This window comes from Nocardioides sediminis, assembly GCF_003047295.1.
Lineage (GTDB): Bacteria > Actinomycetota > Actinomycetes > Propionibacteriales > Nocardioidaceae > Nocardioides > Nocardioides sediminis.
In genome coordinates, this window is sequence record NZ_PZYZ01000007.1 from 66,286 (window position 1) to 80,668 (window position 14,383).

The 14,383-nt window shown below is 71.5% G+C and carries 16 protein-coding genes and 1 pseudogene; 7 read left to right on the plus strand and 10 right to left on the minus strand.

Annotated elements, in window-relative coordinates:
* The first annotated feature begins 77 nt into the window (after nucleotides 1-77).
* The 3 genes from DAI17_RS15960 to DAI17_RS15970 are packed head-to-tail and all read left to right on the plus strand — an operon-like array spanning nucleotide 78 to nucleotide 3,276.
* Entirely contained in the window at nucleotides 78-1,481 is a 1,404-nt protein-coding gene (locus DAI17_RS15960) for an APC family permease (RefSeq protein ID WP_234412533.1), read from the plus strand.
* Nucleotides 1,478-1,921 carry a pilus assembly FimT family protein gene (locus DAI17_RS15965; protein WP_107774210.1) on the plus strand — a complete coding sequence of 148 codons (444 nt, stop codon included), beginning with the start codon at nucleotides 1,478-1,480 and terminating at the stop codon, nucleotides 1,919-1,921. Before DAI17_RS15960 ends, DAI17_RS15965 begins: the two co-directional genes overlap by 4 nt.
* On the plus strand, nucleotides 1,921-3,276 hold the full coding sequence (locus DAI17_RS15970; RefSeq protein ID WP_107774211.1) for a dipeptidase: 1,356 nt from the start codon (nucleotides 1,921-1,923) through the stop codon (nucleotides 3,274-3,276). Before DAI17_RS15965 ends, DAI17_RS15970 begins: the two co-directional genes overlap by 1 nt.
* Nucleotides 3,277-3,314: 38 nt before the next feature.
* Here the strand turns inward: DAI17_RS15970 and DAI17_RS15975 are convergent, their stop codons facing one another.
* The 7 genes and pseudogenes from DAI17_RS15975 to DAI17_RS16005 form a co-directional block, all read right to left on the minus strand.
* Nucleotides 3,315-3,797 carry a DUF6328 family protein gene (locus DAI17_RS15975; RefSeq protein ID WP_107774212.1) on the minus strand — a complete coding sequence of 161 codons (483 nt, stop codon included), beginning with the start codon at nucleotides 3,795-3,797 and terminating at the stop codon, nucleotides 3,315-3,317.
* 10 nt (nucleotides 3,798-3,807) lie between these two features.
* Nucleotides 3,808-4,299 (minus strand): threonine/serine exporter family protein, encoded by a 492-nt coding sequence (locus tag DAI17_RS15980; protein ID WP_107774213.1) that lies wholly within the window; start codon nucleotides 4,297-4,299, stop codon nucleotides 3,808-3,810.
* Nucleotides 4,300-4,357: 58 nt separating this feature from the next.
* Nucleotides 4,358-4,672: pseudogene (locus DAI17_RS21815) on the minus strand (threonine/serine exporter family protein); the annotation flags it as partial.
* An 88-nt stretch (nucleotides 4,673-4,760) separates the two neighbouring features.
* Entirely contained in the window at nucleotides 4,761-5,156 is a 396-nt protein-coding gene (locus DAI17_RS21595) for an SHOCT domain-containing protein (protein WP_107774214.1), read from the minus strand.
* Between the two features lie 235 nt (nucleotides 5,157-5,391).
* On the minus strand, nucleotides 5,392-5,775 hold the full coding sequence (locus DAI17_RS15995) for an AsnC family protein (protein WP_107774215.1): 384 nt from the start codon (nucleotides 5,773-5,775) through the stop codon (nucleotides 5,392-5,394).
* Nucleotides 5,776-5,875: 100 nt separating this feature from the next.
* Complete coding sequence (locus DAI17_RS16000) at nucleotides 5,876-7,000, minus strand: alpha/beta hydrolase (RefSeq protein WP_107774216.1); 1,125 nt, start codon at nucleotides 6,998-7,000, stop codon at nucleotides 5,876-5,878.
* On the minus strand, nucleotides 6,952-8,439 hold the full coding sequence (locus DAI17_RS16005) for a DUF4389 domain-containing protein (protein WP_234412534.1): 1,488 nt from the start codon (nucleotides 8,437-8,439) through the stop codon (nucleotides 6,952-6,954). The genes DAI17_RS16000 and DAI17_RS16005 overlap by 49 nt, the downstream gene beginning before the upstream one ends.
* 174 nt (nucleotides 8,440-8,613) lie before the next feature.
* On the opposite strand from DAI17_RS16005, the gene DAI17_RS16010 reads away from it, so the two are divergent.
* Nucleotides 8,614-9,063 (plus strand): hypothetical protein, encoded by a 450-nt coding sequence (locus DAI17_RS16010; protein ID WP_199905164.1) that lies wholly within the window; start codon nucleotides 8,614-8,616, stop codon nucleotides 9,061-9,063.
* Nucleotides 9,064-9,082: 19 nt separating this feature from the next.
* Here the strand turns inward: DAI17_RS16010 and DAI17_RS16015 are convergent, their stop codons facing one another.
* Nucleotides 9,083-9,655 (minus strand): 1-acyl-sn-glycerol-3-phosphate acyltransferase, encoded by a 573-nt coding sequence (locus DAI17_RS16015; protein ID WP_107774218.1) that lies wholly within the window; start codon nucleotides 9,653-9,655, stop codon nucleotides 9,083-9,085.
* A gap of 132 nt (nucleotides 9,656-9,787) precedes the next feature.
* Here DAI17_RS16015 and thrS point away from each other — a divergent pair, with 132 nt between their 5' ends.
* The 3 genes from thrS to DAI17_RS16030 all read left to right on the plus strand — a co-directional run bounded on the left by thrS (nucleotide 9,788) and on the right by DAI17_RS16030 (nucleotide 13,009).
* Nucleotides 9,788-11,773 (plus strand): threonine--tRNA ligase, encoded by a 1,986-nt coding sequence (gene thrS, locus DAI17_RS16020; protein ID WP_107774219.1) that lies wholly within the window; start codon nucleotides 9,788-9,790, stop codon nucleotides 11,771-11,773.
* Between the two features lie 8 nt (nucleotides 11,774-11,781).
* Nucleotides 11,782-12,288 carry an HIT family protein gene (locus DAI17_RS16025; protein WP_456093755.1) on the plus strand — a complete coding sequence of 169 codons (507 nt, stop codon included), beginning with the start codon at nucleotides 11,782-11,784 and terminating at the stop codon, nucleotides 12,286-12,288.
* A 100-nt stretch (nucleotides 12,289-12,388) separates the two neighbouring features.
* Nucleotides 12,389-13,009 (plus strand): hypothetical protein, encoded by a 621-nt coding sequence (locus tag DAI17_RS16030; protein WP_107774220.1) that lies wholly within the window; start codon nucleotides 12,389-12,391, stop codon nucleotides 13,007-13,009.
* A gap of 50 nt (nucleotides 13,010-13,059) precedes the next feature.
* On the opposite strand, the gene DAI17_RS16035 is transcribed toward DAI17_RS16030, so the two are convergent.
* Together DAI17_RS16035 and DAI17_RS21680 are read right to left on the minus strand one after the other, a co-directional pair.
* Nucleotides 13,060-14,208 (minus strand): N(5)-(carboxyethyl)ornithine synthase, encoded by a 1,149-nt coding sequence (locus tag DAI17_RS16035; protein ID WP_107774221.1) that lies wholly within the window; start codon nucleotides 14,206-14,208, stop codon nucleotides 13,060-13,062.
* Nucleotides 14,205-14,339, minus strand: a complete 135-nt coding sequence (locus DAI17_RS21680) for a hypothetical protein (RefSeq protein ID WP_267894735.1) — start codon at nucleotides 14,337-14,339, stop codon at nucleotides 14,205-14,207. The genes DAI17_RS16035 and DAI17_RS21680 overlap by 4 nt, the downstream gene beginning before the upstream one ends.
* Nucleotides 14,340-14,383: the final 44 nt, after the last annotated feature.

Below are 14,383 nucleotides of genomic sequence, written 5' to 3' on the forward strand. Positions count from 1 at the left end.
TCGCCCCCGCGGGGGACACCGTGAGCGCCGCTGACGTCCCCGCTGACGGCTCGGCTGTCCCGTCCGCGCGAGCCCGCGTGGCCACGCACCAGTGGATCTCGTGGGTGGCGCTGGCGATGATGACGACCAGCTCGGTGGCCAGCCTCCGCGCCGCGCCGACCATGGCCGTCTACGGCCTGGCGTGCGTGTTCCTGTACCTGTTGCCCGCCATCGTGTTCCTGCTGCCGACGTCACTGGTGTCCGCGGAGCTGGCGTCGGGCTGGGAGGGAGGCATCTACAACTGGGTGTCGGAGGGCATCTCCAAGCCGATGGGCTTCCTGGCGGTGTGGTGCCAGTTCGCGATGACGATCTTCTACTACCCGAGCCTGCTGGGATTCGTGGCCAGCACGCTCGCCTACGTCTTCAATCCCGAGCTCGCCTCCAGCGGCGTGTGGACCGCAGCAGTCATCATCGTCGTCTACTGGTCGGGCGTCTGGGTGTCGTCGCGCGGCACCAAGGGCGTGGCCGGTCTTGCCAGCGGCGGACTGATCATCGGGACCCTGATCCCGGGTGTGGTCCTGGTCGTCCTCGGTGTGGTCTTCCTCGGCCAGGGCAACGAGTCAGCCGCCCCCATGACGTCGGAGAACCTGCTGCCCGCCTGGGCCGGGCTGTCCAGCCTCGTGCTGATCGTCAACAACTTCCTGTCCTACTCCGGCATGGAGATGAACGCCGTGCACGTCGGGTCGCTGAGGAACCCGGGCAAGGAGTTCCCGAAGTCGATGTTCCTGGCCATGGGCCTGGTGCTCGCGATCTTCGTCCTCCCAGCGCTGGCCATCAGCTGGATCGTGCCCGCCGAGGAGCTCTCGCTGACGGCCGGCGTGATGCAGGCCTTCGACGCGGTCTTCGCCAACTTCGGCTGGCAGTGGCTGACTCCGCTCGTCGGGATCATGCTGGTTGCCGCCTCGCTCGGCGGGATGCTCACCTGGCTGGCGGGACCGTCCAAGGGTCTCCTGTTGATCTCCCGGCAGGAGGGCTACCTGCCGCCCTTCCTCCAGCGCCTGAACAAGAACGGCGTCCAGCAGAACATCCTGGTCGTCCAGGGAGCGATCACCACCGTGATCGGCCTCGCCTACGCCCTGATCCCGGACGTTTCCAGCGCCTACTGGATCTTCTCGGTGATCACGACGCAGGTCTACCTGATCATGTACCTCCTGATGTTCGTGGCTGCGGTCCAGCTGCGTCGCAAGCAGCCCGACCATGCTCGCGGCTACCGGGCACCGATGCTCCTCGGCCTGTGCGGCGTGGGCTTCGCCTCGTCCCTGGCCGCCCTGCTCGTCGGGTTCATCCCGCCCTCCCAGTTCGGCTCGGGCAACGCCGGCGTCTACTTCGCGATCGTCGGCGGCGGAGCGCTCGGGCTCGGACTGCTCGTGCCCTACCTCTTCTACCGGTTCCGCAAGCCGTCCTGGCAGCAGCCCGAGCCCGAGGGGGTGACCCCGTCATGACGACGCCGATGGAGAACCAGGCCCCCCGCGAACGGACGTGGATCTACGTCACCGCCTGCGTGCTGCTCGGTGTGCTCGCCCTGATCGCGATCCTCACCTTCAGCTCGGCGAGAGCGTCGCAACGCGCGCAGGAGAAGGCCGACGAGCTGATCGCGGCGCTCGAGGACGCCGGAGTGGAGAACCCGGACAAGGACCGCATCGTGCGCGTCCTCGGGGACGACGGCGGCGCCACCTGCGCCGACCCCAACGACGCACTCAGCAGGGCGACGTTGCTGTCCCTCCTGGCCAACGGCGCCACGGGACCGGGTGCGAGACCCGTCATCGCGGACAGCCGTGCTGTCCAGGGCCAGCTGCTCATCATCGAGATCTACTGCCCCGACGAGCTCGAGGACTTCCAGGAATTCGTGAACGACCTCGAGACCGACGGCGTGGCCGGCTGATGGCTACGAGCGACCTGCGGCGACGCGTAGCCGACCTGATGCCGGTCGTCCGCGACGAGCTCACCGAGCTCGTCGCCCTGCGGTCGGTCGCCGACCCCCGGCAGTTCCCGCCCGAGGAGTGCGAGCGGGCCGCGCAGTGGGTGCTCGAGCGGTTCGCGGACCTGGGGTTCTCCGACGCGCGGCTCGAGGAGACCGCCGACGGCAGCATGGCGGTCGTCGGGTCGCGCGCCTGCTCGGACCCGGCGGCTCCGACCGTGCTGCTGTACGCCCACTACGACGTGCAGCCGCCGCTCGACGAGGACGCCTGGCGTACACCGCCATTCGAGCTGACCGAAGCGGACGGCCGCTGGTACGGCCGGGGGACGGCCGACTGCAAGGGGAACATCGTCATGCACCTGGCGGCCTTGCGCGCCCTCGGCGACAGGTTGCCGGTGAACCTCAAGCTCGTGGTCGAGGGGTCCGAGGAGCAGGGGACCGGCGGGCTCGAGGCGTTCGTCGTGGCGCACCCGGACCTGCTGCGGGCCGACGCGATCCTGGTCTGCGACACCGGCAACGCGGCCGTCGGTCAGCCGGCCGCGACGGTCAGCCTGCGGGGCATGGTCAACCTGGTGGTCCGGGTCGAGTCGGGTGAGTCGGAGATCCACTCGGGGATGTTCGGCGGGGCCGCTCCGGACGCCCTGGCCGCCCTGGTGGCGATGCTGGCCTCGCTGCGGGACGACCGGGGCAACACGACGATCACGGGGCTTGACAACACGCAGCGCTGGTCGGGAGCGCCGTACCCGCCCGAGCAGTTCCGCGACGACGCGGGTGTGCTGGAGGGCGTCTCGCTGCTCGGCGACGGCAGTGTCTCGGACATGCTCTGGGCGCGGCCGGCGGTGACCGTCCTCGGCATCGACTGCCCGCCTGTCGTCGGCTCGGCCGCGGCCGTCGTGCCGCGGGCGGCGGCCCGGCTGAACCTGCGGATCCCTCCCGGGATGTCGCCCGTGGTGGCGCAGCCCGCGCTCGTCGAGCACCTGCGCGCCGCGGCGCCGTGGGGCGTCCACGTCACGGTCGAGGTCGAGGCGACGGGGTCCCCCTTCGAGGCCGCGACCGACGGCCCGGCATACCGAGCCATGGCCTCTGCGATGCAGGAGGCCTACGGACGGCCGATGTCGTTCCTCGGCCAGGGCGGGTCGATCCCCCTGTGCAACGTGTTCGAGGAGACGTTTCCGGACGCCGAGATCATCCTGATGGGCGTCGAGGAGCCGCTGGCCCTGATCCACGCTCCCAACGAGAGCGTGGACCCGCGCGAGATCGAGCAGATGGCGCTGACCGAGGCCATCTTCCTCGAGTCCCTCGCACGCGGGCAGACCTGAGCTCCCCCCTGGTCGCCACCTGCCCGCCCTGCTCCCGATCAGCGGCGGGCAGGTGGGTGCGCACGCAGCGGCACGACCAGCCACAGCGCGACGTACCCCAGGACGGTCGCGAGCGACGCGACGATGCCGGCGGCGCGACCCGCCACGATGCTGAACGCGAGGAACACCACTCCGCACATGGTGAGGGCCGCCAGCACCAGGCCGGCCCGGGCGATGCGGTTGGCGCTCTGGACCAGCCACGGCCGGCGATCCCGGCGGAACAGGATCCGGTGGTGCGCGACGGGCGCCAGGAGCGCCACCGTGGCGCCGACCGAGCAGGCGAGGACGACAAGGTACGCCGTGCGCTCGACGTCGTCGAGGGTGTCGAACCGGTCGGTAAACGGGACCGCGAGCAGGAAGCCGGTGAGCACCTGGACGCCCGTCTGGGTCGACCGCAGCTCCTGGAGCAGCTCGGTCCAGTTGCGGTTGAGCGTGTCCTTGGGGATGCCGTCCGCGGACGGCGCCGGCTCCGGGGTCGTCACACCGTCGACCCTACTGCGCTGGCCGGCCGCGCCGCGCGGCGCGACGCCGCAACGGGCCGACCATGCGTGGTCCGGACAGGCGGGTCTCCCATCGACGTGCCTCGCGCCGCAGGGGCTGGGACAGGTACTGGCCGAGGATGACGCCTGCCGCGAGCGCCAGGGCGGTGGCCAGGGCCGAGGCGAGCTGCAGCACGCCGTCCTCGCCCTCGGCCAGGAGCGCCAGCCCGCGATAGATGTCCAGCCCCGGCAGGAGAGGCACGATGGCCGGCACCACCACGACGAGGGGCGGTACCCGGAAGCGACCCGCCACCAGATGGCAGACGGCGCCGATGGTGACGGCGGCCGTCGCCGACCCCCACGTCCGACCGACCGGCGAGCCGTCGACGGCGAGGAGCACTCCCCGTCCGAGCGCCGCCACCAGCGCCACCGCCACCAGGGAGCGCGGTGCGCAGGCCGCGAGGAACGCGAGCAGGCACACGACCGGCGTGCCTCCCAGGGTCAAGGGCGATCCCGGTCCCCATCGCGCCCCAGCCCAGCGTCACCGCCCACCGCGGGCGGCGGTGGCCGGTGGAGACGATGCTCGCGACCTGGTCGTGTGCCTCGGCCCGGGTGATCTCACCCGCGACGAGGCGGTGCACGGTCTCGTCGACCTCGATCAGGTCGGCGTAGTCGACGCGACGAGGTGTCACCCGCCTCACCCGGATGGCGGCCGGCGCGTCCCGGGTGGGCTGGTGACGCAGAGTCAGGTCGACGAAGGTGACGTCCGCCGTGACGTGGCGCACTCCGCAGGCGTGGGTCGTGGCCAGCATGGTGGCGGTGACGTCCGCCGCACCCGCGCCCGACGACAGGAGGACCTCGCCGATGCGCAGCGCCAGGTCGAGCGCTCGTAGACCTCGTGCCCCGTGGTCACGATGTCCGTCCGGTGGCCGTCCGGTGGCCCGTCCGGTGGGCCGGCCGGGGGCCTCAGGCGAGCGCCTTGGCCTTGAGGGCCTCGAACTCCGCGGCCGAGATGGCGCCGGAGTCGAGCAGGGCCTTGCCGTCGGCGATCTGGTCGGCCGGGCTGCGGCCGCCGCCGGCGACCTCCTTGATGTAGGCGTCCTGGTCAGCCTTCATCCGCTGCGCGGCGGCCATCTGGCGCTCGGTCATGCTCCTGCCACGGGCGATCAGGTAGATCAGGGCTCCGAGCCAGGGGACGAAGACGAGCAGGATGGCCCAGCCGGCCTTGCCCCAGCCGCTCAGCGAGTCGTCGCCGAACAGGTCGAACAGGCAGCGGACCCACACCATGATCGCGGCGATCCAGATGAAGAACCAGAAGCTCCAGAGGAGCACGTCCCAGAAGTCCGTCGTGATCGAGTCCATGGTCCTCTTCCTCTCGGTCGCGCAGTCGCTGCGCCTGGCATTGCAGCGAGCGTGGCAGAGAATCCGAGGCTCTCCCTCACACATTCCGGGTGAGGTCGAGCGGGTTGCGAGACACGAGGGCGTCGTCAGGGTACTCTTGACGCAGGTCGTGGGTTGGGTTGCACGGGGGTGAGCCCAACCCACGACCTCTGTGCGTCCAGGGGTGCGTGCCGCCTTGGGCGTCAGCGGCCGACACTCAGGCGGTGGCGCTGCCCTTGCGGGTCTTGCTCCCCGCGAACCGCTCCCAGGCGGCCTGGCGCGAGACGCCGAGCGCCTGCCCGATCTCGGCCCACGAGAGGTTGCGCTCCCGCGCCATCTGCACCCACTCGCCGAGGAAGCCGTTGACCTGGGTCGCGGTGTCGGCGATGAGCGGGAGCTTGGCCAGGATCTCGGTGTCGGACATCTCGTCCCACGGCGGGCGCGAGATGGTCTGCAGGAGCTCGGGCGTGCTGAACTTGTGGTGGTAGAACTCCAGGCAGTCGACGCACATCATGGCGCCGAGGCCGCCGGCGAACCGCGTCTCGGCCGTCCCCTGCAGTCCGCAGAAGGAGCACGACTTGTTGGCGGAGCTGAAGTCCATCTCCGTGTTCCTTCCCCGTTGACGTCCCGTGGCCCCAGCATGACACAGCGACACCCGTCGCGTGCGTGGTCGCGACCCGGTCGTCACGCCGCGCGCCGGCTCAGGGGCCCGAAGGTCCCAGCGAGGCGTCCAGGAAGGTCACCACCCGCTCCTCCCACTCCTCGGGCTCGGCGGAGAGGCCGCCCGTGTGACCGGCGCCGGGGACGGTCCACGTCTCCACCTGACCGCGCGCCGTACCGCTGACGTAGTCGACCGCGAGGGACTCGTCGGGCACCTCCCCGGCGGCGAGCAGCAGGAAGGCGGTGGGCTCCGTCCGCCCGGTCGCGGTCGCGACCGACTGCCGCAGGGACGACGGTCGGGGAGCGGGGGTCAGGACGCCCACCAGGGCGGTGGTCACCCGGTCGATCGCCTGCTGGACCTCGCCACGGAAGCCGTACGCCGCGAGGTATCCGCGGTCGGCCGCCGTCCGGTTGGTCGCTCCCTCGGCCACGACGGCCGCGACACGCTCGTCCACCCCGGCGGCACCGATCGCCTCCTCGCCGCCCATGGAGAGGCCGACCAGGCCGATGCGCCCGGGGGACACGTCCGGGCGTCGGCTGAGGAAGTCGACCGCCCCGGCGGCGTCGGACTCGCCCCACCACCCGAGGTCCATGCCGCGTCCCTCGCTCTCACCGTGCCCGCGGGCATCGAGCAGCAGCACGCCGTACCCGTGGCCCGCCAGGACGGCCGCGTGGTCCAGCACGGAGGTCCGCGTCGATCCCGCTCCGTGGAGCAGCGCGACGGCGGCCCCGTTGCGCGACTCGACGTACCACCCCGAGAGCTGCACCCCGTCGGCGCTCGGGAGCGTCACCTCCTCGTAGGCCATCGCCAGGTCCGCCGGGGTGCGGGACCCGAGGTCGGGGCGGGGCGGGAAGGCCGCGGCCACCGCCGTGCCCAGGGTCCACAGCGAGAGGTACGTCGCCACGAGCAGGAGGGGGACGGTCAGCACCCACCAGCGGCGGCGGGTCCCGCGGAGCACACGCACGGCGCCCCACAGGACCGCGGCGACGCCGCACGCCGCGAGGACCAGCCCCAGCACTCCGGTCGGGCCGAGGCCCTCGACGGCCAGGTGCCGGGGCCCGAGCCCGACGCCGACCGCGAGGACCAGCAGCCCGGCCCCCAGTGCCAGCACGCCCGTCATGGGCCGGGCGTTGCCCCCGGCGGTGGCCCAGGCGGCGCCGTCCACGGCGGTGCCCCCGGCGTGGTGCCCCTCGAGGCGGCCCGGACCGGGAGGGCGATGAGCAGGACCCCGGCGACCAGGGCGAGACCGGCGAGGACGAGCAGGACCGCGATGACCGTCTCGAGCACGGGCACCTCGGCGCCGGCGCGGACCTCGGCGGCCACGGGGTCGGAGCCGTCGGCGGCCATCACCACGACCGTCCAGTCACCGTCCTCGACCTCCCAGGTGAGCGCGGGCTCCGTCCCGACCGCCTCCGCCGTCCAGAAGGTCTGCTCGCTGGGCGGCGCCTCCGGCGCCCCGCCCTGCGTCGAGCGGTAGATCGTCTCGCCGTCCCGCACCTCGAGCACCGTGTCGTGCCGTACGTCGCCCAGGTAGGCCGCGACGTCGGCCGCCGGCGCGATGCCCACGAAGACCTCCGAACCGATGGTCGACTCGGCCTCGACCCGGACGTCGCCCAGCAGGTCCTCGGGCAGCCACGTCGACGCGCCGTCGGTGTGGACCTGGAGGTCCCCGGAGGTGATGGCGAACCCCTCCGAGGCGTACGTGCGTGAGGGGCTCATCAGGAAGCCGTCGTCGTCGCGCTGGGTCTGCTCCACCAGGGCCAGCGTCCCGCCCGCGCCGGCCAGGCCCAGCCCACTGACCACCAGCAGGGATCCGAGCACGACGCAGAAGACGCGTCCGGCCGTCCAGCCACCGCGGTGCGGGGGAGCGGCGGCGGGCAGACCCGCGGGGTGCGCAGGCGTCGGCGCGATCCCGGGAGGCGGATTGGTCGCGACGTCCGGGTCGTGCGGCCCCTGGTCGAGGCTGAAGGGCGGGTAGCGGTCGGTCATCAGGCTGACGTAGCCGGCCACCCGCAGGACCCAGCGGTTGATGCCCAGGACCAGGTCGAAGACGCGCTGGGGGTAGCGGCCGGTGAACAGCAGCACCACCCCGGCCACCAGGACGAGGATGCCGAGGAGGCTGATGGTGAGCACCGGGTCGTCGTCGGCGCCGGTCAGGGCGTACCCGGCGCCGCCGACGAAGAGCGCGAGGACCAGGTAGTGGGGGATGGCCAGCAGCCACCACTTCACCAGGACCAGGCCCCGGGAGAGGTGCTCGGGGTAGTCGACGTGGAGGTGGGCCGGGTAGTCGGGCACCTCGGCGAGGGTGAACGGTGGGTAGCGGTCGGTGCCGAGGGCGCCGTAGGCGTAGAACGCCACTCGCCAGCTCCAGCGCATCACGCCGACGTTGAAGTCGAAGATCGCGCTCGGGTAGCGGCCGGTGAACAGGATGCTGAAGAAGGCGACGACGGTGGTCACCGCGAAGGCGATCCACAAGAACGCCAGGACGACGTAGTGGGGGATCGCCAGGATCCACTTGACGAGCCACAGGCCGCGGCTCAGGCCGGGTTCGAGCTCGGCGTCGACGTGGACCGGGTATGCGATCGGGGTGGTCGAGGTGTTCACGGGGCATCACTCCAGGACGTGCTGGTCGACTACCGTCCAGCGTCCGTCGGCCGGCCTCGGGCCGACAGGGTCGAAGGACACCCGCGAAGGGCCGACCCGCCCCCCTGCCCGGGCAGCGCGGGAACGCCCGTGCGGGGGTGGTCGGGACCAACGACCCGTGCCACGCTGGCTCGCGTGACCGACCGACCAGCACCTGAGCACCGTCGGCCCGAGGGCGTCAGCGACGCCACCGTCGAGGCCCTCGGCAAGCTGTCCGCCGCGCTCGACCACGTCGAGGACGCTCGCGGCCACCTCTACGCCTTCCACCGCCTCATGGGCAGCTCCGAGACCACGCTCGAGGAGGCGACGGCCCTGATCCGGGAGGCCGGGCACGACGACATCGCGGACGCCCTCGACACGGCCGTCCTGGGGCGCAACCCCCTGCCGGGCATGTGGTCCTTCCAGATGGTCGAGGCGTTCGACGACGGCTACTACGCCGAGGCCAAGGCGATCGAGCGGCGCGCCATCGACGAGCTGGTGGACGGTCGACGGCACGTGTTCGAGGCCGAGATGAAGGAGCTGCGGCGCACCCGCGGCCGGGAGGGTCACGAGGCCACGCCGGCGGACGCCGACGGGACGCTCTGAGGCCAGGCGTCCGGACCGGTCAGCCCTCGTTGCGCAGCCGGGGCTCCGTGCGCTTGTCAGGGTGCAGCCCGCGCTTGTCGGCGTAGAAGGCCCGCACCATGTCCATGTCGGCCTTGACGTCGCCGGTGGGGGTGAAGGTGGGGCCGGCCCCGACGGTGCGGGACGGGCCGTCGATGAAGGCCAGCGTGATCGGCAGCCCCGTCTGCTGCGAGAGCCGGTAGAAGCCGGACTTCCAGTGGTCGGAGCGGCTGCGCGTGCCCTCGGCGGCGATGGCGAGCAGGAACTCCTCGGACCCCCCGATGCTGTCGACCAGCGCCCGGATGTCGGCGGCCGGGTGCGACCGGTCGATCGAGACCGCGCCGGTGGCGCGCATGACGGGCGCCAGCGGACCCTTGAAGAACTCCTGCTTGACCATGATCCGGGGATGCCGGCCCTGGCTCCAGGCGAGCAGCAGCGAGAAGACCCAGTCCCAGTTGGAGGTGTGCGGCGCCCCGACGACGATGCCGTGCGAGGGGAGCGTCCCCACGGTCCGCCACCGCACGAGGCGCAGGAGGGTGCGGGCGAGGCGGGGACGGACGACCATGCGGGACATGGGCGCAGGCTACTGGTGGGCGCACGCGAGCCGACGGCGGCCAAACCGGGGTGAGCCCGGGAGGCCGCGGCCGATAGCATCGGCGGAGTCCGCTCGACCCACCCGCTCAACCACCTCGCAAGGAGCACCGCCGTGTCCGAGATCCAGGTCGTCCGCACCCACGCTGGCCAGCGTGAGGAGCAGACCCTGACGACGGGCACCAAGGCCTGGGAGCTCTTCAAGGACGACGCGGACGTCATCGCGGCCCGCGTCGGCGGCGAGCTGCGCGACCTCGCCCACGAGCTGCGGGACGGCGACGAGGTCGAGGGCGTGGAGATCGGCAGCAAGGACGGGCGCGACATCCTGCGGCACTCCACCGCCCACGTGATGGCGCAGGCCGTGCAGCAGATCTGGCCCGAGGCCCGCCTGGGCATCGGCCCGCCGGTGACCGACGGCTTCTACTACGACTTCGACGTCGAGACCCCGTTCGTGCCGGAGGACCTCGCCAAGATCGAGACCGCCATGCGCAAGATCATCAAGGCCAACCAGCGCTTCGAGCGGAGGGTCACCACCGACGCCGACGCGATCAACGAGCTGCAGGACGAGCCCTACAAGCTCGAGCTCATCGGCCTCAAGGGCGGTGCGGGGGCCGACGACACCGAGGGCGCCTCGGTCGAGGTCGGCGGCGCCGAGCTGACCATCTACGACAACATCGGCCGCGACGGGCAGGCCGCCTGGTCCGACCTCTGCCGCGGTCCCCACCTGCCGACCACCAAGCGGATCCCGGCGTTCAAGCTGATGCGCACCGCCGCGGCCTACTGGCGCGGGGACGAGAAGAACAAGCAGCTCCAGCGCATCTACGGCACCGCGTGGGAGTCCAAGGAGGCGCTGGAGGAGCACCTCCACCGCATCGAGGAGGCCGAGCGCCGCGACCACCGCAAGCTCGGCCGCGACCTCGACCTGTTCAGCTTCCCCGACGAGATCGGGTCCGGCCTCGCGGTCTTCCACCCCAAGGGCGGCGTGATCAAGCGGGTCATGGAGGACTACGTCCGCCAGCGCCACATCGAGGAGGGCTTCGACTACGTCGGCACCCCGCACATCAGCAAGGAGGGGCTGTTCCACACCTCCGGGCACCTGCCGTACTACAGGGACACCATGTTCCCGCCGATGGAGTTCGAGGGGTCGGACTACTACCTCAAGGCGATGAACTGCCCGATGCACAACCTGATCTTCCGCTCCCGTGGACGGTCCTACCGCGAGCTCCCGCTGCGGCTCTTCGAGTTCGGCAGCGTCTACCGCTACGAGAAGTCCGGGGTGGTCCACGGCCTCACCCGCGTCCGCGGCCTGACCCAGGACGACTCGCACTCCTACGTCACCCCCGAGCAGGCGCCGGCCGAGGTCAGGCACCTCCTCGAGTTCGTCCTCGGGCTGCTGCGCGACTTCGGCATCGACGACTTCTACCTCGAGCTCTCGACCCGCGACGACTCCAAGCCCGACAAGTTCGTGGGCACCGACGAGGACTGGGCGACCGCCACGAAGGTGCTCGAGGACGTCGCCGTCGCCTCGGGCCTCAAGCTCGTGCCCGACCCGGGCGGGGCGGCGTTCTACGGCCCCAAGATCTCGGTGCAGGCGCGCGACGCCATCGGCCGCACCTGGCAGATGTCGACCATCCAGTACGACTTCAACCAGCCCAAGGGCTTCGAGCTCGAGTTCGCTGCCGCCGACGGCTCGCGCCAGCAGCCGGTCATGATCCACTCCGCCAAGTTCGGCTCGCTGGAGCGGTTCTTCGGCGTGCTGGTCGAGCACTACGCCGGCGCCTTCCCGCCCTGGCTGGCGCCGGTCCAGGTCCAGGCGATCCCGATCGCCGAGCGGCACCACGACTACCTGTACGACGTCGCGCGGCGCATGAAGGTGGCCGGGCTGCGGGTCGAGGTCGACGACTCCGACGACCGGATGCAGAAGAAGATCCGCAACGCGCAGCTGCAGAAGGTGCCGTTCATGATGATCGCCGGCGACGACGACATCGAGCACGGTGCCGTGTCGTTCCGCTACCGCGACGGACGCCAGGACAACGGCGTGCCCGTCGAGGAGGCCATCGAGCGCGTCGCCTCCGCGGTCGCGGCCCGCGAGCAGGTCTGACCCGCGTCGTGGGCGAGGACGGGCTCGAGCGGATCTGGACGCCGCACCGGATGGCCTACGTCCGGACGGCGACCGACGAGCCCGGGTGCCCCTTCTGCGTCATCCCGGCGCAACCGGAGGACGAGTCGCTCGTCGTGGCGCGCGGCGAGACGACGTACGCCGTCCTCAACCTGCACCCCTACAACCCCGGACACCTGATGGTCGTGCCCTACCGGCACGTGGCGGGTCTCGAGGACCTCACGCCCGAGGAGTCCGCCGAGCTGATGACGATGACCCAGCAGGCGATCCGGGTGATCCGCAGCGTCAGCCAGCCGCACGCCTTCAATGTCGGGATCAACCTCGGCGGCCCCGCGGGCGGCTCGCTGGCCGACCACCTGCACCAGCACGTCGTACCGAGGTGGTCCGGCGACGCCAACTTCATCACCGTCATCGGCGGCACCAAGACGCTGCCGCAGCTGCTGGCGGACACCCGCAGGCTGCTCGCCGAGGCCTGGCGCGAGCAGGCCGGTCACTGACCTTCCGCCACCCCTTGCCCCCGGCGGTGGAGGGGAGGAACGTGGGGAGGACCGGTGGCGTCACCGGGGCGCCACCCCTGTGGTGCGGAGGTGCACCGTGATGTATGCACGATCGACGTCGATCACCGGCGATGCCGGTCAGGTCGACGCGTGCGTCGCGTTCGTGCGCGACGAGGTGATGCCGGCGGTCACGGCGATGGACGGCTGCATCGGGCTGTCGTTGCTCGTCGACCGCGAGGGCGGTCGCTGCATTGCCACGACGTCCTGGCTGGGCGAGGAGGAGATGCGGGCCACCGAGGGCCGGGTCGGTCCGCTACGGGCGAGGGGCAGCGAGCTGATGGGCGGTGAGGCCGAGGTCGACAGGTGGGAGATCGCGGTGATGCACCGCGAGCACGAGGCCGAGGAGGGGTCCTGGTGCCGCGTCACCTGGATGCAGTGCGACCCCGCGGAGGTCGAGTCGATGATCGACTTCTTCCGGGACACCGTGCTCCTGCGGCTCGACGGCGAGGACGAGTTCTGCAGCGCCAGCTTCCTGGTCGACCGGGCCGGCGGGCGGTGCTGCGGCACGGCCCGCTTCGAGTCCCGCGCAGGCCTGGAGGCGACCCGCGAGATGGTCGCGAGGATGAGGGAGGAGCGCAGCGCCACGTCGAGCACCCGGTTCACCGACATCCTGGAGTGCGAGCTGGCCATCGCGCACCTGCGGGTGCCCGAGCTGGTCTGACCGGCTGCTCCGCCGCGCGAGGGGCGGCCGCTTCGGGCCCCGCCCCGTCCCTACGCCCGGCTCACCGGATGGGGGTGCTCCGGCGCGCGCCCCTGGAAGGCCAGGATCGCAGGGTTGCGGATGTGTCCGCCCCGGATCTCGATGGCCCGGCTGACCGTCTCGTCCGCGTCCCAGGCACGCGGGCCCGACAGGACCGTCTCCACGAAGGGGAGCAGGGCCTCGCTGTTCTCCCAGGTCGCCGAGCTCCAGAGGTACGACGGGCTGTGGTCCACGGCGTAGTAGTGGACGCGGTCCGCCACCATGAACATCGGCTCGGCGAAGGTCGTGGGGGTGGCCCACGAGAAGCCCATCCCCTCGTCGCACGACACGTCCACGATCAGGCTGCCCTGCCGAAACGCGTCGAGGTCCTCGGTCTGCAGGTAGGTCAGCGGCGCCGAGGTGTCCTGGAACGTGCAGTTGACGACGATGTCGTTCTCCGCGAGGTACGCCGCCAGGGGCTCGCGACCCCGGTCGGTGATCACGTGGCTCAGCCCGACCCGGTGCGGGTCGTGGTCGAACTGGCGGATCCGCACCGAGTGGATCGGCGAGCCGACCGCCGCGACGCCGCGGGTCGTCAGGACGGCCACGTCACCCACGCCGTGCGCCTTGAGCGCGGTGACGGCGCCGCGGGCGGTGGCGCCGAAACCGATCACGACCGCACTGAGCCGCCGGCCGTAGTCGCCGGTGACGCCGATGAGCTGCATCGCGTGCAGCACCGAGCAGTAGCCCGCGAGCTCGTTGTTCTTGTGGAAGACGTGCAGCCCGACGTGACCGTCCGCGGTCCAGTGGTTCATCGCCTCGAACGCGATGACGGTCAGCTCCCGGTCGATGGCCAGCTGCGTCAGCCCGGGATCCTGCACGCAGTGCGGCCAGCCCCAGAGGACCTGCCCGGGGCGCATCGCGGCCACGTCGCCGTGCTGCGGCTTCGGCAGCACCACCACGTCGGACCCGGTGATGATCTCCTCGCGGGTCGCGAAGCCGGCGACGTGCTCGGCGAGCTCGGCGTCGGAGCGTCCGAAGCGGGCGCCGTAGCCGTGCTCGAGGGTGATCCGCCGGGCGACCTCGGGATCGAGCCGCGACAGGTGCTCGGGGTGCAGCGGGAGACGGTGCTCGTTCTCCTTGGTCGAGGTGCCGACGACACCGAGGCCGAGGAGGCTCACTTCTTCTTGGGGGTCAGGCCCTCGACGGCCGTGGTCTTCCCGGCAGCCTTGGCGTGCTTCTCGGCACGCTTCTCCTTGATGGACTTGCCGGACTTCTTGGTCATGCCTTGCCGTGGCGACTTGTCGCTCATCGGGGCTCCCTCGTCGGAAGCCTGGATGGCTCCGTGCTGCCACA

What these genes read in the sequence shown, in the direction of transcription:
- DAI17_RS16030 (WP_107774220.1), top strand. Translation starts at nt 12,389, where the DNA reads ATGTATGCACGATCGACGTCGATCACCGGCGATGCCGGTCAGGTCGAC.
- DAI17_RS16015 (WP_107774218.1), bottom strand. Translation starts at nt 9,655, where the DNA reads ATGTCCCGCATGGTCGTCCGTCCCCGCCTCGCCCGCACCCTCCTGCGC.
- DAI17_RS21680 (WP_267894735.1), bottom strand. Translation starts at nt 14,339, where the DNA reads ATGAGCGACAAGTCGCCACGGCAAGGCATGACCAAGAAGTCCGGCAAG.
- DAI17_RS15970 (WP_107774211.1), top strand. Translation starts at nt 1,921, where the DNA reads ATGGCTACGAGCGACCTGCGGCGACGCGTAGCCGACCTGATGCCGGTC.
- DAI17_RS21595 (WP_107774214.1), bottom strand. Translation starts at nt 5,156, where the DNA reads ATGGACTCGATCACGACGGACTTCTGGGACGTGCTCCTCTGGAGCTTC.
- DAI17_RS15965 (WP_107774210.1), top strand. Translation starts at nt 1,478, where the DNA reads ATGACGACGCCGATGGAGAACCAGGCCCCCCGCGAACGGACGTGGATC.
- DAI17_RS15995 (WP_107774215.1), bottom strand. Translation starts at nt 5,775, where the DNA reads ATGGACTTCAGCTCCGCCAACAAGTCGTGCTCCTTCTGCGGACTGCAG.